This is a genomic window from Cellulomonas marina (assembly GCF_900111925.1).
GTDB classification, from domain to species: Bacteria; Actinomycetota; Actinomycetes; order Actinomycetales; family Cellulomonadaceae; genus Cellulomonas; species Cellulomonas marina.
In genome coordinates, this window is sequence record NZ_FOKA01000003.1 from 1 (window position 1) to 21,874 (window position 21,874).

At 76.1% G+C, this 21,874-nt stretch carries 21 protein-coding genes; all 21 read right to left on the bottom strand.

Annotation, left to right across the window (positions count from 1 at the left end; translation table 11 throughout):
• On the bottom strand, positions 1-494 hold a 494-nt coding region (locus BM048_RS04090), incomplete at its 3' end, for a DUF222 domain-containing protein (RefSeq protein ID WP_175499261.1).
• 914 nt (positions 495-1,408) lie between these two features.
• Complete coding sequence (locus tag BM048_RS04095; protein ID WP_090031009.1) at positions 1,409-2,113, bottom strand: M15 family metallopeptidase; 705 nt, start codon at positions 2,111-2,113, stop codon at positions 1,409-1,411.
• Positions 2,114-2,390: 277 nt separating this feature from the next.
• On the bottom strand, positions 2,391-3,575 hold the full coding sequence (locus BM048_RS04100) for a flagellar hook protein FlgE (protein WP_090031010.1): 1,185 nt from the start codon (positions 3,573-3,575) through the stop codon (positions 2,391-2,393).
• A gap of 83 nt (positions 3,576-3,658) precedes the next feature.
• Complete coding sequence (locus BM048_RS04105) at positions 3,659-4,108, bottom strand: flagellar hook assembly protein FlgD (protein ID WP_090031011.1); 450 nt, start codon at positions 4,106-4,108, stop codon at positions 3,659-3,661.
• Between the two features lie 88 nt (positions 4,109-4,196).
• Complete coding sequence (locus BM048_RS18050; protein ID WP_090031012.1) at positions 4,197-6,263, bottom strand: flagellar hook-length control protein FliK; 2,067 nt, start codon at positions 6,261-6,263, stop codon at positions 4,197-4,199.
• Positions 6,260-6,715 (bottom strand): flagellar export protein FliJ, encoded by a 456-nt coding sequence (locus BM048_RS04115; RefSeq protein ID WP_090031013.1) that lies wholly within the window; start codon positions 6,713-6,715, stop codon positions 6,260-6,262. Before BM048_RS04115 ends, BM048_RS18050 begins: the two co-directional genes overlap by 4 nt.
• Positions 6,715-8,037 carry a FliI/YscN family ATPase gene (locus BM048_RS04120; RefSeq protein WP_090031266.1) on the bottom strand — a complete coding sequence of 441 codons (1,323 nt, stop codon included), beginning with the start codon at positions 8,035-8,037 and terminating at the stop codon, positions 6,715-6,717. Before BM048_RS04120 ends, BM048_RS04115 begins: the two co-directional genes overlap by 1 nt.
• A gap of 221 nt (positions 8,038-8,258) precedes the next feature.
• Complete coding sequence (locus BM048_RS04125) at positions 8,259-9,035, bottom strand: FliH/SctL family protein (protein WP_090031014.1); 777 nt, start codon at positions 9,033-9,035, stop codon at positions 8,259-8,261.
• Positions 9,028-10,035, bottom strand: a complete 1,008-nt coding sequence (gene fliG / locus BM048_RS04130; RefSeq protein WP_090031015.1) for a flagellar motor switch protein FliG — start codon at positions 10,033-10,035, stop codon at positions 9,028-9,030. Before fliG ends, BM048_RS04125 begins: the two co-directional genes overlap by 8 nt.
• Positions 10,032-11,624, bottom strand: coding sequence for a flagellar basal-body MS-ring/collar protein FliF (fliF, locus tag BM048_RS04135; protein WP_090031016.1), 1,593 nt, complete (start codon positions 11,622-11,624; stop codon positions 10,032-10,034). The genes fliG and fliF overlap by 4 nt, the downstream gene beginning before the upstream one ends.
• On the bottom strand, positions 11,624-11,965 hold the full coding sequence (fliE, locus tag BM048_RS04140) for a flagellar hook-basal body complex protein FliE (RefSeq protein ID WP_090031017.1): 342 nt from the start codon (positions 11,963-11,965) through the stop codon (positions 11,624-11,626). The genes fliF and fliE overlap by 1 nt, the downstream gene beginning before the upstream one ends.
• Positions 11,965-12,363 carry a flagellar basal body rod protein FlgC gene (locus tag BM048_RS04145; protein WP_090031018.1) on the bottom strand — a complete coding sequence of 133 codons (399 nt, stop codon included), beginning with the start codon at positions 12,361-12,363 and terminating at the stop codon, positions 11,965-11,967. Before BM048_RS04145 ends, fliE begins: the two co-directional genes overlap by 1 nt.
• Complete coding sequence (locus BM048_RS04150) at positions 12,363-12,704, bottom strand: flagellar basal body rod protein FlgB (RefSeq protein WP_090031267.1); 342 nt, start codon at positions 12,702-12,704, stop codon at positions 12,363-12,365. Before BM048_RS04150 ends, BM048_RS04145 begins: the two co-directional genes overlap by 1 nt.
• 342 nt (positions 12,705-13,046) lie before the next feature.
• The gene (locus BM048_RS04155) at positions 13,047-14,678 is read right to left on the bottom strand and encodes a glycosyltransferase family protein (protein ID WP_090031019.1); all 1,632 of its coding nucleotides are present in this window, start codon (positions 14,676-14,678) and stop codon (positions 13,047-13,049) included.
• Entirely contained in the window at positions 14,675-15,988 is a 1,314-nt protein-coding gene (locus tag BM048_RS04160) for an FkbM family methyltransferase (protein ID WP_090031020.1), read from the bottom strand. Before BM048_RS04160 ends, BM048_RS04155 begins: the two co-directional genes overlap by 4 nt.
• Positions 15,981-16,733, bottom strand: a complete 753-nt coding sequence (locus tag BM048_RS04165) for an HAD family hydrolase (protein ID WP_090031269.1) — start codon at positions 16,731-16,733, stop codon at positions 15,981-15,983. The genes BM048_RS04160 and BM048_RS04165 overlap by 8 nt, the downstream gene beginning before the upstream one ends.
• A gap of 70 nt (positions 16,734-16,803) precedes the next feature.
• Positions 16,804-17,208: a hypothetical protein gene (locus BM048_RS04170; protein ID WP_090031021.1), complete on the bottom strand. Its 405-nt coding sequence runs from the start codon at positions 17,206-17,208 to the stop codon at positions 16,804-16,806.
• 1 nt (position 17,209) lies between these two features.
• Positions 17,210-17,665, bottom strand: coding sequence for a flagellar export chaperone FliS (gene fliS / locus BM048_RS04175; protein ID WP_090031022.1), 456 nt, complete (start codon positions 17,663-17,665; stop codon positions 17,210-17,212).
• 117 nt (positions 17,666-17,782) lie between these two features.
• The gene (fliD, locus tag BM048_RS04180) at positions 17,783-19,156 is read right to left on the bottom strand and encodes a flagellar filament capping protein FliD (RefSeq protein WP_090031271.1); all 1,374 of its coding nucleotides are present in this window, start codon (positions 19,154-19,156) and stop codon (positions 17,783-17,785) included.
• Positions 19,157-19,306: 150 nt separating this feature from the next.
• A complete protein-coding gene (locus BM048_RS04185) occupies positions 19,307-20,137 on the bottom strand; it encodes a flagellin N-terminal helical domain-containing protein (protein ID WP_090031023.1) in 831 nt (276 codons plus the stop codon).
• Positions 20,138-20,239: 102 nt separating this feature from the next.
• Positions 20,240-21,781: a glycosyltransferase family 2 protein gene (locus BM048_RS04190; protein WP_090031024.1), complete on the bottom strand. Its 1,542-nt coding sequence runs from the start codon at positions 21,779-21,781 to the stop codon at positions 20,240-20,242.
• Positions 21,782-21,874: the final 93 nt, after the last annotated feature.

Sequence of the window (21,874 nt, forward strand, 5' to 3'; positions counted from 1 at the left end):
GCCTCCGGGTCCGCCGCCGCCGACCACCGCGAGACCAACCGCCGGAACGACCCCACCGGCTGCACCCGCGCCTGCGCCAGCAAGAACCCCTCCCCCGCCACCGACCCCGCCTCCTGCAACGCGGCCACCCGCGCCGGTGTCGTGGCCGCCGAGGCGATCACCCGCGCCGCCTCCACGCCGATGTCCCCGGCCACCGCCGCACGCCCCGTGGCCGGCACCACCTCCTGCCAGACCCGCCCGGTACGCACCAACGCCGCCGCCCGCGCATGCGGCACCCGCCCCACCTCACCGACCCACCCCGCCAACGACCGGGCACCGCCCACCGCCCACAACCCGTCAGCCTCCACCACCGGCAACAACGCCGCCGCCACCGCCTCCAACCGCCCCGCCAACCGCAACGCCGCGGCCACCGCCTCCACCGCGCCCTGCCCCTCCACAGGCCGACCACCCGGACCCGCCGCCGCCAACACCGCCGCCACCGCATCGACCGCCACCTGCACAGCCGCCAACGCCGACCCCACCCCCACCACCCTGCTCAATCCCACTCACCCCCGTCCCGACAATTTCCACCGCCCTCGACGACGAAGACGACAATGCCAGGCACCACCGACACGACACCGCGCCGGGAACAACGCCCAGGACCGGGACGAACAAGGGAAGGCGCGCCCATCAAGCCGCTGACCAGTGGGGATGCGGCTCGGGCACCACATCGCACGACCCGGTATCTCACCCCCCGCGGCCATGCGTCGAAAAGTTCGCCCGAAAGAGGGAAGAATGCGCCGAGCCGTCCACAGCCCTCATTCTTATGCCTTCATCCACAGAAGAGGCGCGCCTGGACGTCGACGCAGAATGGCAGGGGCTCGCCCTGGAGGTCGCTCGAGCGGTTGCCCATGCCTGGCCGGCTCAGCGCGGCCGGGACGGGCGCGAGCGCAGAGGCCGCGGAGGAGTCGACGTGAGCTCACGCCGAGCAGGGCACCAGCCGTCAGCGGCGTCGCCCAGCCCGTCGGTGTGCGGCGGGCAGCGACCGGACGATCGGCACCGCCCCGGACGCGGACGAGCACGAAGGACCGCCGGCGCCACGGGCGACGACGCGCTCGGGAGTGCGCCCGGCAGCGCCGCGGGAACCGACGCGCGACCGGACGACGACGCGCGGCTCGGGGCTCGCGGCTCGCGGCTCGCGGCTCGCGGCTCGCGGCTCGCGGCTCGCGGCTCGGGGCTCGCGGCTCGCGGCTCGCGGGCAGTCCACGGGAAGGACCGCGAGCACGGCCGACGACGACGTCGGACCCGCAGGCACGTCGAGACCGGCAGGAACGGGAGCACGGGCGCGAGAGCCTCCACGCGCGAGGGAAGCACGACGCGGAGGACCCCGAGCGCTACCACCCTGCCGGCACCGTGCCGCGAGCCGCCGTCAGGGCTGGAAGGACCAGTGCCACGACTCGCGCGGGGTGTCGGCGACGAAGCCGTACCGGCCCGCGTTCTGCTGCATCCACGCCTGCGCCTTCGCGTCCAGGTCGAGGTCGACGGCCATGCCCCACCCGTGGTCGCTCGTGCCCGGCGCGGCGGCGAGGCCGCCCTGCGAGTACAGGCCCTTGCGGTTCGCGACGTCGACCTGCGCGGCGTAGGAGCGGTAGGAGTCGGTGATGCCGATGCCCACGCCGTCGGCCTTCGCGGCGGCGAGGAGCTGCTCGAGGCGCTGGGCCGCCGGCGCCCAGAGCCGGTGCCCGGTGCTGCCGACGCCCGCCAGCGCCGACTCCGGGATCTTGCCGTTGCCGTACGCCGCCAGCGCCGCCGGCACCTTGCCGCCCCCGAGGCGGGTGACGGAGCTGGACCAGGCGATGTCGCCCAGCCCCGCGCCGGCCGTCGTGGTGGCGCCGCCGCCGGGCACGACCCCGGCGAGACCCGCGAGGGAGGCCGTCGACCCCGTCGACCCGCCGGACGACGCGCTCGTCGTGCCGCCGAGCGCAGCGGCGAGCTCGCCGGCGAACGCCGCGGATCCTGTCGAGGTGCCCCACGACGAGGCGCTCGTCGCCGCCGTCGGCACCGTCACGGGAGGCGCGGCCATCAACGACCGGATCTCCGCCAGCCGCCCCGCGATCGCCTCGATGCCGCTCATGCCGCCCCGTCCTCCCGTGCCCTGCCGTGCCCTGCCGTGCTCTGCCGTGCTCTGCCGTGCCCTGCCGTGCCGTGTCCAGACCGCCTGGTGCCCCGCGCGCGTGTGCCGACCGTCCGCCGCCGACCTCCTGTCCCGACCACCCGCCGGCCGTCGTGCGCGTGGCCGGACGAGCGGGTGCGGAGGCGCCGTCGTCGACCCCCGGGCCGACGACGGCGCCCCCCTCGACGCCGCGCGGCCCGCCCCCGGGGTCACCGGGCGGCGGGCCGCGCGCGCGACGTCACCGCTTGAGGTTGATGAGCTCCTGCAGCACGTCGTCGGACGTGGTGATGACGCGGGAGTTCGCCTGGAAGCCGCGCTGGGCGACGATGAGCGAGGTGAACTCGCTGGAGAGGTCCACGTTCGACATCTCGAGCGCGCCGCCCGTGAGCGTGCCGCGGCCGCCGGTGCCGGCGGTGCCGATCTGCGCGGCGCCGGAGTTGGCGGTCGTGGCGAACAGCGAGCCGCCGGCCTTCTCGAGGCCGCCCGGGTTGGTGAAGCTGCTCATCGCCATGCGGCCGATGACCTGCTTGAGGCTGTTGCTGAAGGTGCCGGTGATCGTGCCGTCGGCGCCGAGGCTGAAGGCCTGCAGCTCGCCCGCGTCGTAGCCGTCCTGGCTCGCGACGGCCACCGACGTGACACCCGCGAACGACGTCAGCCCGGTGACCGCGACGGTCACGGGCGTCGTCGAGCCCAGCGTGATCGGCGCGGTCGTCGTCAGCTCGCCGTCCGTGAACGCCAGGCTCGTCGTGGGGGAGGTCGCGGTGCCGTCGCTGGCGACGAGGTCCCAGCCGGCCGCGGTCCGCGTGAAGCCGAGGGTCAGCGTGCGCTCGTTGCCCTCGGTGTCGTAGGCCTTCGTGGTGCGCTCGATGAGCGTCCCCACGGTCGCGTCGGCGGGCAGGTTGCCGGCCAGCGCCGCGTTCTGCGTGGCCTTGGCCTGCATGAGCGTGCCGACCGGCACCTTGAGGTCCGACAGCGGGGCGTTGGTGTCGACGACCCCGTTCACGGCCATCCAGCCCTGGACCTTCGCGCCCTCGCCCGGCAGGACCATCTGCCCGGTCGAGTCGAAGTCGAAGTTGCCGGCGCGCGTGAAGAAGTCCGTGCCGCCCTTGCTGACGACGAAGAACCCGTCGCCCTGGATCATCATGTCGGTGCTCTTGCCGGTGAGCTGCGACGAGCCCTGCGTGAAGCTCGTGCTGATGCCGGCCAGCTTCACGCCGAGGCCGACCTGCGCCGGGTTGGAGCCGCCGATGCCGTCCTGCGCCGCGGCCCCGGACTTGACCATCTGGCTGAGCGTGTCCTGGAACGCCGTCTGCGAGGACTTGAAGCCCGTCGTGTTGACGTTGGCGATGTTGTTGCCGGTGACGTCGAGCATCGTCTGGTGGGCGCGCAGGCCGGAGATGCCGGAGAAGAGCGAGCGGAGCATGGGTGGGTCCCTTCGGGTGGTGGCCGCCGTGCCGCGCGGGGCGTGCGCGTCGGCGGCCGGGTCGGTGCAGGCTCGGGCGGCGGTCAGGCCGTCGTGGCGGTGGTGACGGTCGTGACCTCGTCGAGGCCGAGGGTGGCGGTGCCGACGGTGACCTTCGGCGTGCCCGCGCTGTAGGAGACGGCGGAGACCAGCCCGCTCGTCGTGGTGCCGTCCGCGGCGGTCCAGCTCACCTGGCGCCCGACGAGCGAGGCGCCCGCCATGCGCATCTGCAGCGCGTACTGCTCGGTGCTGGTCTTCCGGAGGGCCTCGAGGCTCTCCATGCTCGACAGCTGCGTGGTCTGGGTCATGAGGTTCGAGGAGTCCATGGGGCTGCTCGGGTCCTGGTTCTTCAGCTGCGCGACGAGCAGCTCGAGGAACGCCTGCTTGTCCAGCGTCCCGTTGTCGGCCCTGCTCGTGCCCGACGAGCCCGTCGGGCCGGCGGCCGCGGCCGTGCGCGGGGCCGTCAGCGACGAGACGGAGATCTCGGTGGTCATGCGCTCCTCCTGGTGAGGGGGTTCTCGGCGGGCCGGGTGCACGGGCGGGACGGGACGGGACGGGGGTCGCGGACCGCGACGCGTGCGCTCACAGGTCCACCTCCAGCCCGCCGCCGGGCCCGACGAGGGACCGGCGGCCCGTCGGGCCCTCGGCGGTGCCCGGGCCGTCCACCGCGCGGCCCCCGTGGCCGGCGCGACCCGCACGCGCGGCCGCGAGGTCACCCGCGGAGGTGCCGCGCCCGTCGCCCGCACCGGTCCCCTGGCCGCTCGAGCCCTCGGTCCCGGTGCGGCCGCTGCCGGCACCCAGGTCCACATCGGCACGCAGGCCGCTCTGCCCGAGGTCACGACGCAGGTCGTTCAAGGACTGGCGCAACGCGTCGCGGGTCGCGTCCGACGCCCCGAAGAGCTCGATCCGCACCCCCTCGGGTCCGATGTGGGCGACGATGCGCGCCTCCCCGAGGCTGATCGGGTCGAGCGGCACGGTCAGCACGTGCGTGCCGTTGCCCAGCCCGCCGACGTGCGCGAGCCGCGCGCCGAGCTGCTCGGCCACGGGCAGGGCGGTCCCCGCCGCGCCCGGGTGGGCCGGCACGGGGGTCGCGGGAGCGGCCGCGGCAGTGGTGGCGGAGGTCGCCCCCGAGGTGCCCGGGGCGCCCGCCCCGGCGCCGACGGCCTGCGCCACGAGGTCGAAGGCCGCACGTCCCGCGTCCGTGGCGACGCCACCTGCCTGCGCGCCGGCCGTGCCGGTGCCCGGTCCGGTCGTCGGCCCCGCGCCCGCGGTGCTCACGCCGCCGAGGGGGGCGGGCCCGCCGAGGCCGGTGCCGGCCGGCACGACGCCCGTCCCCGGTCCGCCCGTGGCGGTCGCGGCGGCGGCATGGGCGGCGTGGGTGGCGGTCGGGGAGCCCGCGGCGGGACCGCCGGCGGCGCTCCCCTGCCCTGCGGCGCCCGAGCCCTCGGCGCCGCGACCGGCCGGGTCGTCACGGCCGGTGTCGGTCCCCGTCCCGGCGGCGGTCACGCCGCCCGCCGTGGCCGTGGCGGCGCTCGAGCCGGACGCTGTGCCGGACGCTGTGCCGGAGGCGGTGCCGGACGCGGTGCCGGACGCGGCGGTGCCCTCCGCGGCGGTGCCGGTCGCAGCGACGCCGGAAGGGGACGTGTCCGCCGTGGTCGCCGCGGCCCCGCCGGCCGAGGCCCCGGCGGTCGCCGTGGCAGCCGCACCGGCACCGGCGGTCGAGGTGGTGGTCGAGGCGGTGGTCGAAGGGCTCGGCAGGACGGCCGACGCGGTGGTCGCCGTGGTGGCCGACGCGGCGGCGCCGGGCGCGGTCGTCCCGGTCGCACCCGTGGCACCACCGGCCGCTGCGGCGACGGCCGCCGCGCCGGTCGTCGTGAGGGCGGCCGTGCTCGCGCCGGCGGGGTCGCCCGCACCGGCGACGAGCGCACCGGCCGCAGCCGTGCCGTCGACGGGGTGGTCGACGGACGCCGTGCCGCCCCGACCGGCGGCACCGTCGGCGGCGACCCCGGCGTCAGCACCGGTCCCCGCGCCGGGCGAGCCGGCCGAGCCGCCGGTGCCGCCGGAGCCGGGACCCGAGGGGCGGTCCTCGGGGCTGGGGCGGTCGTGGGCAGGGCGGTCGTGGGCGGGGCGGTGGTGGGTGGGGGCAGTCGTCACGTCCTGCCCGGTGCCGGGCCCGGCCGGGTCACACCGGTCGGAGACCCGATCGGGAGCGCGATCGGGAGCGCGGTCGGGAGCGCTGTCGGAGACACGGTCGGAGGTGCGGTCCGTGGTGCGGTCCGTGGTGCGCTCCGTGGTGCGGTCCGTGCTGCGACCGGCAGAGCGCTCGGCGGGACGCCCGGCCCGGCCGCGGACCTCGTCGCCGCGCCCGTCCGTCCCGGCAGGGCCGCGGTGCGCGCGGCCCTCGTCGAGCCGCGCGGTCGACGCGCGCCGCGGACCGGCGCCGACGTCCGCCGGGTCCACCGGGGACGGTCGACGACCCGTGCCGGCGCGACCGGTCCCCCGGACCGTGCCGCGGTCCTCCGCAGCGGCGCCCAGCAGGTCGGCGAACACGTCGGCGCGCGCCGACGCGGCCGCGTCGGGACGGCCGCGATCGGCGGTGGCCCCGGCGGGTGCGCCGCCGCGCACGAGGGGCACGGTCGTGCTGCTCACGGTGTCCTCCTGTCGTCATCACGGTCGGTCCCGCCACCGGCCGGCGCCCGGCCGGCGATCTCGTCGAGCACGAGCTGCTCCGCGCGCAGGTCCTCGGCGCGCACCTGCTCCGCGTGCCGCTCCGCCAGCCGCTCCACGGCCCGCGTCTCGCGGCGTGCCAGCGTCCATGCCTCCTGGGCGACGGCGACCTCGTCGTCGGCCGCGACCAGCTGCACCCGGCGCTCCCCGAGCAGCGCGCCCAGCGCGGCCCGCCCGGCGACCCCCGCCTGCCACAGCCGCACGTCGGCGCCGTCGGGCATGCCGGACGCGGCGAGGTCGGACTCGGCCCTCGCGAGCTGCGTCGCCGCCGCCCCGCGCACGGCGCGGGTCTGCGCGAGCCGCCCCGCGGCCCGGTCCTCGGCCATGCCGCGCAGCCGCAGCAGCCCGGCGAGGGAGAACGTGCGCGCGGCCATCACAGCTCCCCGAGCGCGGCGGCCAGGGCGCCGAGGCGCCCCCACGAGTCGGCGGCGGGCGCGCGCTCGTCCATCCGCTGCTGGAGGAACGCGTCGATCGCGGCGCCGTGCTGCACGGCCGCGTCGACGAGCGGGTTCGACCCCGCGGCGTACGCGCCCACGTCGAGCAGGTCCTGCGCCTGGCGCCGGGCGGCCATGACGGCGCGCAGCCGGCGGGCGACCTCGCGCTGCTGCGGCGTCGTCACGCGGGACGCGACGCGGCTGATCGACCCCAGCGCGTCGACGCTCGGGAAGTGCCCGGAGGTCGCGAGGCGGCGGTCGAGCACGACGTGCCCGTCGAGGATCGACCGCGCGGCGTCGGCGATGGGCTCGTTGTGGTCGTCGCCGTCGACGAGGACCGTGTAGAGGCCGGTGACGGATCCCGTGGCACCCGTGCCGGCGCGCTCGAGCAGCCGCGCCAGCAGGGCGAACGTGCTCGGCGGGTAGCCGCGAGTCGCCGGCGGCTCGCCGACGGACAGCCCGATCTCGCGCTGGGCCATGGCCACGCGCGTGAGCGAGTCCATCATGAGCACCGCGTGGCGCCCCTGGTCGCGCAGCGACTCGGCGATGCGGGTGGCGACGAACGCGGACCGCAGGCGGACCAGCGGCGGCTCGTCGGACGTGGCGACGACGACGACCGATCGGGCCAGGCCCTCGGGGCCGAGGTCGTCCTCGAGGAACTCGCGGACCTCGCGCCCGCGCTCGCCGACGAGGGCGATGACCGACACCTCGGCGTCGGTGCCGCGCGCGATCATCGACAGCAGCGACGACTTGCCGACGCCCGAACCGGCGAACAGGCCGAGGCGCTGCCCGCGGCCGACCGTGACGAGGGTGTCGAGCACCCGCACGCCGAGCTCGAGGGGCGTGTCGACCCGCGCGCGCTCCAGCGGGTGCGGCGCGTCGCCCTCCACGGGTAGCCAGGCCTCCGCGCGCAGCGGGCCCTTGCCGTCGATCGGCCGGCCGAGCCCGTCGAGCACGCGGCCCAGCAGCCCGGGGCCGACGGGCGCCCGCAGCGACCGGCCGGTCGCCCGCGCGGGCGTGCCGGCGCGCAGGCCGTGCACCGTGCCGAGCGGCATGCAGCGCGCGAGGGTCCCCGTGGTGGCGACGACCTCGGCCTGCACGGCGTCGGTCCCCTCCCCCACGACGACGACCTCGCCCACCGCCGCACCCGTCCCGGCCACCTCGATGCCGAGCCCGACCGCGCTGCGGACGGTGCCCGTCAGCTCGGGGCCGGCGGCGGTGACGGCACGCGCCCAGCGGGCGCGCGTCGCGACGGGGGGCAGCGGCAGCGGACGCAGCGCGACCGCGGGACGGGTGGTGGCGGGCAGCGTCCCGAGCAGCGCCGCGCCGGCCGCGGGCTCCCCGTCGGCCGGTCCGGAGGCGAGGCCGGCGAGCGGGCCGGCCGGCGTCGGCAGGACGCCGGGCGCGGCGGGCACGCGGGCGGCCGGGGCCGCCGCCTGCGCCGCGGCCACGAGCTCGGCCAGCGGCCCCGGGACGACCGGGGTCACGACAGGTCCTCCCCGCGCAGCGCGGCCAGCGCCCGCGCGAGGCCCTGCTCGATGCGCGCGTCCAGCAGCCCGTCGGCGTGCTGGCCGACGGCGTCGCCGGGCTGCAGCGAGGGGTCCGCGACGACCGTCACCCCGGCGTCCGCCGGCACGGCCCCGACGGCCTCCAGCGCCGCGACGTCCCGCGGGTGCAGGCGCACGAGCACCTCGGCCGGCCGCTGCGGGTGGTCGAGCACGCGCGCGAGCGCGGCCCGGGCGGAGTGCTCCGCGTCGTCGAGCTCACGGCCGAGCACGGCCTGCGCGAGCTCGACGGCGGCGCCGAGGAGCCCGTCCTCCGCCGACGCCAGCACCGGTGCGGCCGCCCCCTGCGCGGCAGCAGCGGCGCGGTGCAGGACGGCCAGCGCCGCCTGCACGGCCTCGTCGCGCAGCGCCTCGCGCTGCGCCGCCCGCGCACGGGCCAGCTCGGTCTCCGACGCGGCGACGCGCGCCGCCTCGCGGGCCCCGGCCGCGTACCCCGCCGCGAAGCCCTCGGCCCGGGAGCCGGCGTCGACGGGCGCGACCGGGGTGACGGGCACGTGCCGGAAGGGCTTCGCCGGCGCGGCGCCGGGGGCTGCGCCGGCGGTGGCGACCGCGGCGGCCTCGGCGACGGGCGTCCCGAAAGTCCCCGCCGCTCCCCCGGCCCGCTCCGGCTCCGGTGCACCGGCCTGCTGCGGGACGGTGGACGCCCCGGCGGGCGCGGGCACCGGCACCGTCGCGACGAACGGTCGGTCAGACATACTCGTCGTCCCCCTCGCGGCTGATCACGATCTGCCCGCTCTCCTCCAGGCCTCGGATGGCCTGGACCACGCCGGCCCGGGCCTCCTCGACCTGCGACAGGCGCGTCGGGCCGAGCAGCTCGATCTCCTCCAGCAGGTTCTCGCGCGCCCGCTCGGACAGGTTGCGCAGGACCTTGTCCCGCACCTCGTCCGACGTGCCCTTGAGGGCGACGGACAGCGAGGACGTCTCGACCTGCCGCAGCACGAGCTGCATGGCGCGGTCGTCGAGCAGCGTGATGTCCGCGAAGACGAACATGAGGCTGCGCACCTGCTCGGCCAGGCCCTCGTCGCGGTTGCGCAGGCCCTCGAGGATGATCTTCTCGGCGCTGGGCCCGGCCCGGTTGATGATCTCGACGAGGGGCTGCACGCCGCCGACCGCCGCCATCTCCTTGGGCGTGAGCACGGCCGATGCCTTGCGCTGCAGCACCTCGGCGATCGTCGCGACGACGTCCGGCATCGCCCGTTCCATGAGCGCGATGCGGTGCGCCACCTCCGCCTGCATGTCGGCGTCGAGCGCGCCCAGCACGCCCGAGGCCATCTCCGGGCGCAGGTGCGCGAGCACGAGCGCGACCGTCTGCGGGTGCTCCCCGTCGAGCAGGGACAGCACCTGACGGGCGTCGGCCTGCTGGAGGAACTCGAACGGCTGCGGCGCGAGCGTGGCCTGCAGGCGCTGGAGCACGTCCGCGGCCTGGTCCCGGCCGAGGGACGCCTCGAGCAGGTGCTGCGCGAGGCCCACGCCGCCGCCGATGCCCGGGCCGGCGGCGGTGACGTCGTAGAACTCCTCGAGCACCTGGTCCGCGAGCGCCTGGTCGACGTGCTGCAGGCGCAGGATCTCCGCCGTCAGCTCCTCGATCTCCGCGAGCTCCATCCGCGCCATGACCTTGCCGGCGCGCTCCTTGCCGAGCTGCAGCAGGAGCATCGCGGCCTTCTGCGGACCGGTCAGGGTCGCCACCGCGCTCATCGCCGGGCCCCCGGCTCGGACAGCCAGCCGCGGAGGAGCTCGGCCATCTCGGCCGGGTTCTCGTCGGCCATGGCGCTGATCTCCTCGCGGCGGCGGCGCGCGGGGTCGTCCTCGTCGTCCGCGCCGCTGCCGATGGCGCGGACCTCGCTGGCGTCCAGGGCCTCGAGCGCGGCGCGCTCGGCGTCCTGGCGGGCGGCGAGCTCGCCGAGGTCCAGCGCCTCGCGGCGGGCCTTCTTCGAGCGGCGCGCGCCGGCGATGACGAAGCCGATGACGAGCAGGAGCACGAGCCCGCCGGCGGCGGCCTGCGTGATGAGGGTCTTCTGCGCCTCCGCGGCGGCGGCCTCGTCGGCGGCGGCCAGCGCCTCCTGCGCGGCGGCGGCGGCCGTGGTGTCGAAGGGCAGCTGCTGCACCGCGAGGGTGTCCCCGCGGGCCGCGTCGATGCCCGCCGCGGCGGCCAGCGTCGTCTGGAGCTGGGCCATGTCGATCCCGGCCGCGACCGTGGAGTCGACCGCCACCGCGACGGACTGCCGCGCCACGGCGCCGGCGGGCGTCGAGGTGGTCTCCGTCGTCTTGTTGATGGCGTTCTGGACGTCCTCCGTGACGTTGGAGTAGTCGCCGGTGCCGGTCGTGCCGTCGCCGCCCGGGACCGCGATGTTGTCCGGCCCCAGGACGCCCGTGGCGCCGGCGCCGCCCGTGCCCGTGTAGGTCTCGTTCGTCGTCGACGAGGCCAGCGGCCCCACGTCCGGCGTCTGGGTGAAGGTCTCCGTCGTGGTCTCCGAGTTCGAGGAGTCGACCTCGGCCGTGACGGTCACCGCCGACTTGCCGGCGCCGAGCACCTGGTCGAGCAGGGACTGCAGGTTCGCGGCGACCTTCGTCTCGTAGTCCGACGCCTGGTCCGACGACGAGCCCGTCACGCCCGTGCCGATCGCCGAGAGCACCTTGCCGCCCGCGTCGACGACCGCGACGTCCGTCGGCTCCATGCCCTCGATGCCGGCGGAGACGAGGTGGACGATCGCCTGCACCTGGTCGTCGGTCAGCTCCGCGCCGGCGCGGGTGCGGACGAAGACGGACGCCGTCGGGTCGGCCTTCGTCGAGGCGAACACCGTCTCCTCGGGGATGGCGAGCTTCACGGACGCCGTCTCCACGCCGGACATGGCCTCGATCGTCTTGGCGAGCTCGCCCTGCAGCGCGCGCTGGTACGTCGTCTTCTGCTGGAAGTCCGAGGACGTCATGGGCATGCTCTCGAGGAGCGAGTACCCGTCGCCGCCGCTCTCCGCGGGCAGGCCCGCCGCGGCGACCTTGATGCGCTCCGCGTAGATCTTGTCGGTGGGGACGAGGATCGTCGTGCCGCCGTCGGCCAGCTCGTAGGTCACGCCGTCGGCGGTGAGCTGGTCGGTGATCGCGCTGGCGTCCGCGGGCGTGACGCCGCTGAACAGCGGCCCCATCGTCGGCGTGGACAGCCAGCCGTAGACGGCGAACCCGCCGAGCGCGAGCACGGCGACGCCGATGATCGCCAGCGTGCGCTGGGCCAGCGAGAACTGGGACACCGCCCCGCCCATGCGGCCGAGGACGGACTTCACGGCGGCCATCAGGCCTGCATCCGCAGGATCTCGGTGAACGCCTCGACGGCCTTGTTGCGCACGGCCGCGGTGAGCTCGAGCGCGGTGGCCGCGCGGGCCGAGGCGATCGTGTAGTCGTGCACGTCGGAGAGGTCACCGGTGACGGCCTTGACGGCCAGGTCGTTCGACGTCGCCTGCAGGCCCTGCAGGCTCTCCACGGAGCCGAGCACGGAGGCGAAGCCGGCCCCGCTCGTCGAGGGGACGCCGGCCGCGCCGGCGGCGCCGGTCACGTCCGGGCCGTCGAGGTAGCCGGTGGGGGCGACCGGGGCGACGGCCCCGATGGCGCCGATCGCGGACAGGGGCGTGCTCATCAGCTGCGTCCGATCTGCAGGGCTGCCTGGTACTGCTCCTTGGCCCGGTCGATCACGGCGGCGCTGGCCTGGTAGCCGCGCTGGGCCATGATGAGCTGGGTCATCTGGCTGGAGAGGTCGATGTCGGGGTAGCGGACGTACCCGCCCTCGTCGGCGAGGGGGTTGTCGGGCTCGTACACGAGCCGGCCCTCCGGGTCGCCGAAGCGCGCACCGGCCACCTGCACGCCGCCGTCGCCGGAGGTGATCTCCTGCGCCACGACGTAGCGGGCGCGGAACGCCTCCTCGGACGTCGCCGTGACGGTGTTGATGTTGGCGATGTTGTCCGACACGGCGTCGAGCCACTTGCGGTGCACCGTGAGGCCGGTGCCGGCGACGCCGATCGCCGCGAAGATGCCCATCAGGAGGTCCGCATGGCGGCACGGATGGCGGTGAACTGCCCGCCGGCGGCCTGGGTCGCGAGCTGGTAGCGCAGCTGCGTGTCGATGTTCGACACCGTCTCGGTGTCGAGGTTGACGTTGTTGCCGTCCTCGCGCGTGGGCTCCAGGGAGCGCGCCACCGAGGCGGTGACGGCACCCGAGCCGTGGGCAACGGCGGTGCGGAGGCTGGCCTCGAACGCCACCCGGCGGGCGTGGTAGCCCGGGGTCTGCACGTTCGCGATGTTGTCCGCGATGACGCGCTGGCGGAGCGCCAGGCCGTCCAGCGCGCTGTCGAGCGCGACGGAGCTGACGGAGTCGAACAAGCCCATGGCCGGGAGTACCCCTCATCGACGGGTCGGTGCGGTGGATCTCGGCCGGTCCATGGCCTGTGCTGCTGCGAGCGATCCTTCGCTCACGTGCCCTATCGGCGCGCGCACCCGGGAGGGTTAGGCATTCGGGTGACCTGTCCTCGGCGGGCCCCGCACCACCCGTCCGGCCCAGCGCGGACCGGCGCACGACCGGGCGCCGGGGACGCACCTGGCGCAGCCGCGGGGACGGCGCGGGCCCGGACACGGCGCGGGCCCGGCAACGGCGCGGGCCCGGCGCCCGTCACGGCCAGGTCGACCGTGACGCGCGCCGGGCCCGCCGCCCGACTGCCCGTGCGATCAGCCCCCGGGCAGCAGCACGACCTCGAGCTCGTCGGCGACGAGCGGCTCCGTCGAGCGGATCCGTACGCGCAGGGTGTGGTGCGCCTGCGCGAGGTCCGGCCCCAGCGTGAGCCGCACGGTCAGCACGTCGTCCCAGACGAACAGGTCGCGGACGGGGACGTCGACCGTGTTGACGGTGACCGCGACCACGCAGTCCGCGCCCGCCGCCGGTCCCAGGCGCAGCAGCAGCTCCAGGCCCGGCAGCCCGGCCACCTCGCCCGGCAGGGTGAGGCTGACCTCCGTGAGGAGCTGCGCCAGCGCGACCGCGCCCCCGCGGGTCCGGCCGCGGACGGCCGGGGGTGCGACGAGCAGCCCCGAGCCGTCGGCCCGGACGGGCACGGCCTCCCCCAGCGGCGCGCGCGGCGCGGGACGCAGGTCGACCTCGGTCCCCGCCGGCCGCCGCTCGAAGGCGGCCACCTGCGCCGGCCGCGTCACCACGGTCGTCGCCTGCACCGCGCGGGCCAGCCGCGGCACGAGGCCCCGGGCCTGGAACCGCCGCGTGAGCTCGACGTCCTCCGCCTCGTCCCAGAACAGCGCCTCGTTCCACGGCGTCGCGCGCAGCGCGTCCGTCCGGCCCAGCACGACCCCGCCGTTGGCGTACACCTGCGCGGAGTAGCCGTCGTACGGCATCTCGACGTTCGGGAAGAGCGTCGTGTCCGAGCCGATGGCCGTCCAGTCGGGGTACCGCGTGCCGTCCGTCGTCGTCTGCCGCGGCACGACGAGGTCGAGGTCCGTGCCGTACGCGGCCAGGCCGGCCAGGAACGTCGGCGCGACGGTGTAGCGGTCGTGGGCGACGAGCACGAGGGGGTGCTGCGCGACCTGCACGAGGAGGTTCTTCTTGCGGGTGATCCAGCCGCGGTCCGTGTGCTCCGCGGGCTGCTCGACGAGGCGCACGTCGCCCAGCACCTCGCTGGTGACGTGGTCGACGCAGCCCGCCGGGCCGCACACGAGGACCTCGTACGGGACGGTGCTCATGCCCTCCGCGGCGCGCACGCTCTCGACGAACGCCCGGACCCGCTCGGGCTGCCGCCCGTCGGTGATGACCGCGAAGCTCACGGCCAGGGGCGGCACCTCGACCGGCGTCTGCGGGACGGACAGGACGTCCACCTCGGCCCCGAGGCCGGGGACCGGCTGGCGCAGGAGGCTGCGGACGCGTCCGCCCGTGCGGGCGTGCAGCATCCCCGCCAGCTCGTGCCGGTGCACGACGAGTCCCCGCGAGAGCCGCAGCACGAGCGCACCGTCCGGCCGCAGCGCGCGCAGCAGCTCGTCGACGACGAGGGGCCAGCACGAGCCCGCGGCCGCCAGGTCCTCCTCGAGCAGCACGGCGACGTCGTAGCCCCGGTGGCGGGCGGGGTCGAGCCGGCGGTCGCGGGCGGGGTCCAGCGGGCCCGCGTCGGCGTCGAGGCCGCCGGGGGCCACGTGCCCGACCCACAGCACCCGCTCCGCCGCCGGGCACGCGGCCAGGGCGGCCGCGAGCACGTGGCCCGGCACGCCGCCGGGCAGGGCGGGCAGGTCCGGGACGCCGGGCAGGTCCGGGACGCCGGGCAGGTCGGGCAGGTCGGCGACGAGGTCCCCCACGAGCGCGGTCATGCCGGCACCGTCCCCGCGCTGCGCGTGGTCGCCCGGCGGCGAGGAGCCGGGACGGCAGTGGCAGCCGGGACCGGCTCGACGACCGCCGCGTCCCGCACGGCGACCGCCGCGTCCCGCTCCGCCACGGCCGCGTCACGCTCCGCGACCGCCCTGTCACGCTCCGCGACCGCCGTGTCCCGCTCGGTGCGCATCCGCTGCGCGAGGGCGAGCATCTCCTCGGCCTGCTGCTCGAGCCGGCCGTACGCCGCCAGTGCCTCCTCGCGCCCCCGGTCGACGTCCAGGCGCTGCCGCTGCAGCGAGACCTGCTGCTCGACGAGGAGCGCGTGGTCGGACTCGGCGGCGTCGGCCCGCGCGCGCTCGGCACGGGCCGTGCGAAGCGCGGTCTCCAGCTCGCGGCGCAGCGCCGCGACGACGGTCCGCATCTCGTCGAGCAGGACGGCGCGGCCCTCCCGGAGCCGGTCACGCTCGGCGACCACGCCCTGCACCTGCTCCCCGAGGTGCGCCGCGGTGGCGAGGAGGTGCTGCGCGGACCGCGCCTCCTCGGCGTTGGCGCACGGGACCGCCCAGAAGTGCTTGCCGTCGTACATGTGCACGCCGCGCAGCCCCAGGGTGCGCTCGACCTCGGCCAGGTCGACGTCCGGGGCGGTGAAGTAGACGTTGACCTCGTTCATCGCCTCGTCGTTGGCCTTGACGGCGGCCACGCGCAGGCCGAGCTCGTCGAGCACCCGGTGCGCCCGGCCCAGGTCCTGCGCCTCGCCGGCGTACACGCCGCGGTCCGGCACGGTCGGCACCTCGAGCATGCCGGCGCGCAGGTCGGCCACGCGCGCCCCGGCCGAGGCCAGCACGTCCAGGTCCAGGCCCTGCACGTCGATCTTGACGAAGTCCACGACGCCGACGCCGTGCCGCTCCAGGACCGTCTCGAGCCGCTCGACGCGCACGCGGACCTCGGAGGTGTACCGCAGGTCGGGCCGGCCGGCCCAGTACTCGTCCGCGGCGATCCGGCCGGCGTCGAGCTCGAGGAGGCTCGAGATGCCCCAGTCGCCCTGCTCGGCCACGTGCAGGACGACGTCGTCGCCGGGCGCGGAGGCGAGCGCGACCTGCTCGACGACGACGTTCGTCAGCCCCTCCTGGGCGGCGCGCGCGACGATGCGCCGCGCCAGCGCCGGCACGGGCTCGACGCACAGGACGAGGTGGTCGGGGTTGCGGCGGGCGAGCTCGATGCCGAAGTCGCCGACGTTGGCGCCGATGTCGAGCACGGTGCGCCGACCGGCGGTGGCCGCCGTGGCGACGGTGCGAGGGGTCTCAGGCACGGACGGGGGTCCTCTCGGAGGGGAGGGCGGCCGCGACGGCCGGCCCGGGGACGGACGGGCTGGTGCGGGCGGCGCCGTGCGGGCGCTGGGTCGGCAGCGCCGGCAGCGCCCTGGAGGACCTGCCGCTGCCGTCGAGCAGCGCGATCCGGCTGAGCACCGCGGGCAGGTTCACGTCGTCGACCGTGCGGACGACGAGGACGTGGGTGCCGGCGGCCCGGGCCGCGGCGATGCCGTTCTCGTTGTCCTCCACCACCAGGACCTCCTGGGGCCGCAGGGCGAGGCGGCGGACGGCCTCGAGGTAGACGGCGGGGTGGGGCTTGGGCGCGACCACGTCGGAGCTCGACAGGGTGAACGCGAGGTGCGGCAGCAGCCCCGCCAGGCCGAGCATGAGGTCGACCGACTCGCGGACGGAGTTGGACGCCACGGCCGTCGGGTAGCCGAGCGCCGCGAGGCCGGTGACGAGGGCCAGGTGGTCGGCGCGCGGCGCGCAGCGGGCGCGGACCAGCTCGACCGTGTGGAGCTGCTTGAGGCGGGCGACCTCGTCGTGCGCGGAGCGCGGGAGCCCGGCGCACCGCGTGAGGCGCTCGAGCTTCGTCCGTGTGGGCAGGCCGTCGTAGTGCGCGAGGTGCTCCTCGCGGCCGATGCTCAGGCCGAACCCGGCGAGCGCGAGGTTCAGCGCCTCGTAGTGCCACTCCTTGGCGTCGATGAGGACGCCGTCCATGTCGAAGACGACCGCGCGGATCATCGTCACCCACCCTCCGACGGGGGACGCGTTCACCCGGATGGCGGAACGCGCCCGTCGGGGATCCCTATCGTCAGGTCTCGGAGTCGATGTAGACAGGAACGGCCGCGGATCTCACGCGCATCGCGTCCGCGGCGGCGGCGTGCCGACGTCCGCTCGCGATGGACTCCGCGGTGCGCCGGGCGACGTCGAGCTGGCGGTCCAGCAGCGCCCGCGCGCGGACCTGCAGGCTGGCGGGCACGGGGCCCAGCCCCGTCGGGGGCACCCAGGACGCGCTCGCGCCCTGGTGGACGGTCGGCACGGCGGGCCCTGCGGACGGTGTGCCGCCGGGCACGACGGCCGGTGCCGCGTGCGCCTCCGCGAGGATCCGCTCGGCCGTCTCCACGTCGGTCTCGAGCTCGCCCAGCACCGCCTCCCAGCGCTGCCGCCAGAGGTCCTCGACACCGCCGCCGTCGGCGGGGCTCCCCGGCGCGGCCACGTCAGCCGACGCCGAGCAGACCGGAGCTGGGCGCGCGGTCCGGCGTGCTCTCGGACGCGGCCGCCGGCCGCTGGGCGGGGACGGACCCCCGCGCGATGATGGCCGCGGCCTCATGCCACGCGGCCGCCAGCGGCGCCACGACGGCGCGGGTGCGCCGCACCCGGTCGGCGTCGGCGCGCACGTTGGCCTGCACCAGCTCGTCGACGACGAAGGCGTACACCGACATGAGCTGGGCGCCGCCCTCCCACTCACGGGTGTCCAGCGAGCCCATGAGCTCGGTGACGATGTCCTGCGCGTGGCACAGGTGGCGCGAGGCGGCGCCCCGGTCGGCGAGCCGCAGCGCGGCCTCCCCCCGGTCGAGGTCGAGCAGCAGACGGTCGTAGAGCATCGTCAGCAGCTTCGCCGGTCCGGCGGTGCTGACGGCGTCGGCGAGGTACCGCGACCGCGGGTCGTACATGGGTGCCGCCTCTCGGGGGTGCTGGTGGTGCAGGTGCGCCGACGGGTCGGGGCGCGCGCCGTCCTGGCCGCGCCGGCCAGGTGGTCACCCGGCCGTCAGACGGTGGTCAGCCGGTCGTCAGCCGTTCGTGCTGCTCATCGAGGCGAGCTGGGCGCTGAGCCAGCTCGACTGCGAGGAGGTCTTCTGCAGGGCGACCTCGAGCGCCGCGTACTGCTTCTGCAGGGCGGCCCGGCGGGTCGCGAGCCGGTCGTCCCAGTCGGCGATGCGCTGGCCGAGGTCCCGGACGAGCGCGTCCTGCCCCTTCACCTCGGAGGAGAGCGTCCCGCTCACGCTGTCGCCGGCGGCCTTCGTCACCCCGGCCACGGCCGTGGCGAGGCCCGACAGCACCGTCTGCACGGTGTCCGGCTCGGCGGCGAGGGCTGCGGTGAGGGCGTTCTCGTCGAGCGTGAACGTGCCGTCCCGGCCCAGGGTCAGCCCGATGCGGGCGATCGACGCGCCGCCGTACGTGCCCGAGGCGGTGCCCAGCAGCGACTGCTGCAGCGCACGCACGGCCGTGTTGCCCGACAGGACGCCGCCCGTCACCTTCGTCGCACCGTCGGTGCCCGTGGTCGACTTCACGGCCGTCTGGCTCGTGATCTCGCCCATGACGAGGTTGAGGTTGGACACGAGGTTCGTGGCGAGCTTCTTGCGGGCGTCGGTGTCGGGGGCGACCGAGACCGTCACCGGCTTCTCCTCGACCGCGCTGATGGTCACGTCGACGCCGGACATGAGCCCGGTGAAGGTGTTGGACGCCTGGGTCAGCGTCTGCTGCGCGCCCGTGCCCGGGAACAGCGTGATCGTCGCGTCGCCCGCGGCGCGGATGGGCTGGAGCGCGAGGGCGGCGCTCGTGCCGGCACCCGTCGTGTAGGACACGGAGAAGGACGACTGCGCCCCGGTCGTCGACCCGGTGAGCTGCAGCCGGTAGGACGGCGCGCTCGCGGTGCCCACGTTGACGGCGGAGGCGCGGACGCCCGAGGCGGGGTCGTTCAGCGCGTCGACGACGTCCAGGACGTCGGAGCTCACCGCGGTCACGGTGCTCGAGGTGCCGTCCGCGCGCGTGATGGTGAAGGAGGGGGTGGCCGACATGTCGGTCGGCGGCGCCGCCAGGGACGACTGCGCCGAGGCCAGGCCGGTGACCGAGAACGTGACCGAGGCCGGCACCGCGCGGGAGGCGCTGGCCGTCACGGAGGTGGCCGAGCTCGTCGCCTTCGTCGAGGTCCAGGACTCGGGCTTCGCCGCCGCCTCCGCCGCGCCCTGCAGGGAGAGGTTCTTCGCGTTGAGCGACTTCAGCGCCGTGGACAGCGCCGTGGCCGCCGACTGCTTGCGGGTGAGCAGCGTCTGCTGCCGGGCGTCGAGCGAGACCAGGCTGTTGATGAGGCCGTCGGTGTCCAGCCCCGAGACGAGGCCGGAGATGGCGAGGGTGGAGCCGCTGGTGCCGGACACGGTGCTCATGGGGTGGTCGCCCTCCGTCGCGGACGGGCCGGCGGACGGGCCGGCGGTCGTGGTGCGGACATGCCACCGGCGGTGGACGGACGGGTGTCCGCCCACCGCCGGTGAGGGGTGCTGTCACGGGCGGCCGGGATCGCCGGCCGCCCGCGGGGATCAGCCCTGCAGGAGCGAGAGGACGCCCTGCGGGAGCGACTTGGCCTGCGCCAGCATGGAGGTGCCGGCCTGCTGCAGGATCTGCGAGCGGGTGAAGTTCACCATCTCGAGAGCCATGTCGGTGTCCTGGATGCGGCTGTTCGAGGCGGCCAGGTTCTCGGCCGCGACGTTCAGGTTGTTGATGGTGTGGTCGAAGCGGTTCTGCACGGCACCGAGCTTGGAGCGGACGCTCGAGACCGTGGAGATGGCCGTGTCGATCGCGGAGATGGCGGCGGTGGCGCCGGCCAGCGTGGTGACGTTGACCGAGGCGACGCTCAGGCCCGACGCGCTGGCCGTGGTGCCCAGCGTGACGGTGATCTGGTTCGTCGTGCCGGCGTTCGCGCCCACCTGGAAGGTGCCGTTGTAGGAGCCGTCGAGCAGCTTCTTGCCGTTGAACTCCGTGGTGGAGGAGATGCGGTCCAGCTCGGTCGTGAGCTGCCCGATCTCGTCCTGGATGTTGCCCTTGGCGGCGGCGGAGAGGCCACCGTCGTTCGCGGCCTGCACCGACAGCGTGCGCATGCGCTGCAGGATGGAGTGCGTCTCGGTGAGCGCGCCCTCCGCGGTCTGGACGACGGAGATGCCGTCCTGGGCGTTGCGGACGGCCTGGTTCGTGCCGTTGATCTGCGACTGGAAGCCCTGCGAGATCGCGAGGCCGGCCGCGTCGTCCGCCGCGCGGTTGATCCGCAGGCCCGACGACAGCTTCTCGAGCGAGGAGCTCAGCGACTTGTTGGTCGCGTTGAGGTTGCCGTAGGCGTTGAGGGCGGCGACGTTCGTGTTGACAGAGAGACCCATGGTTCTCGTCCTCCTTGATTCGGGTCGGGCGGCCCATCCGTGGGCACACCCTGTCTATCGGGTTCCCCGCCCACCCCTTGAGGTGTTCGGGAGGTCTTTTCTTCAGGCGCTCGCCGCGCGGCTGACGAGGCCGGGCGCGACGACCGACAGCTCGGACAGCAGCGCGTCCTCCTCGTGCGGCGCGACGAGCTCGAGCACGTCCTCGAGCGCGTCTGCGCCCCGCACGTCCCGCCACACGTCGTAGGCCAGTGCCGCGGCGATCGCACGGTCGCGCGGCTCGCGCGCCTCGTCGCACGCCACCGCCACGAGCGTGCAGTCCTGCTCCAGGCCGGCGCCACGCAGGCGCGCGGCCCACCGGGCCGTCTCCTCCAGGTCCATGACGGGGTGCAGCCGGGACGCCGCCAGGAGCGCCGCACCGCTGTCGGGCCGCACGGCCACGAGCACGTCGAGGACCCGCAGGGCCTGCGTGCCGGGCTCCGTGAGGCAGCGGGCGACGAAGGGCGGCCACAGCGGCGCGGGCATCGCCCCCGCGACCTCGGCCAGGGCCTCCTCGCCGAGCAGCGCGAGCAGCACCATCGGCGGCCCGGGGGCGAAGCCGCGGGCCGCGGCGTCGACCGCCACCCTGCGCGCCCGGGCCGTCTTCCCGACCGTCGCCAGCGCCCACACCTCGGCCGCGGCGAGGGACCGGCGGTCGAGCCGCACGAGGTCCTCGTCCACGGAGGTGGTCGGCACGTGCTCGAGGGCCTCGAGGGTCGCGGGGGCGTCCCCGGCCGCCGCGGCGAGCGTGGCCCGGACCGCCCAGGGCTCGGCGGGGTTGGACCCCGTCTCCTCCCACCGCTCGAGCCAGCGCTCGCGCAGGTCCGGCCGGCTCGCCTCGTCGGCGGCCCCGACCATCGCCCGGGCCAGCGTCGTGGTCGTCCGGCGCGTCATGTGGCCCTCGGCGACGAGCCGCTCGGCGAGGTCGAGCGCCTCCTGCGCCCGGCCGACCAGCACCCAGGACCGGGCGAGGTTCGCCTCACGCGTGGCGACCTCGACCGCCGGACGCCCCTCGGCGCGGGCCGCCTCGAGGTCATTCTCCGCGATCTCGGCGTTGCGGCGGGCCTTGTCCCGCTCGGCGAACCGGTCGGTGTCGTAGCCGGAGTGCCGCAGGACGACGTCCGGCAGCGCGCGCACCAGCAGGGGCCCGCCGCCGTCGAGCACGAGCTGCTCGTGGAGCTCGCCGACCCAGTGCACGTCACCCCGGCGGTGCACGCGGATGACGGAGGCGCCCACGGGGTGCTCTCCCGGCGCCGCCGTGCTGACCTGCAGGACCGAGTGCACCGGCGCGCCACCGGCGCCCAGGCGCCTGCGGAGCTGGTGCGGGTCGCCCTCGAACACCTCGTCGGCGTCGATGCTGAGCACCCAGTCGGCGGTCACGTGCTCCAGCGCGCGGTTGCGCGCCGCGCCGAAGTCGTCGTCCCAGTACCCCTCGACGACGCGCGCGCCGCACGCCCGCGCGACCTCGACCGTCGCGTCCGTCGAGCCGGTGTCGTAGACGACGACCTCGTCGGCCCAGCCGACGGACTCCAGGCAGGGCCGCAGCACGTCCTCCTCGTCCTTGACGATGAGGACGGCCGCGATGCTGAGCCGTGCGCGCGTTGCCATCGTTCCTCCAGGTCCCGGCCCGGTGGTCCGGGCCCTCCTGTGGCACGATCGTCCGGCCGGGGCGCGCGCTGAGCCGTTGCGGCGAACGCGACG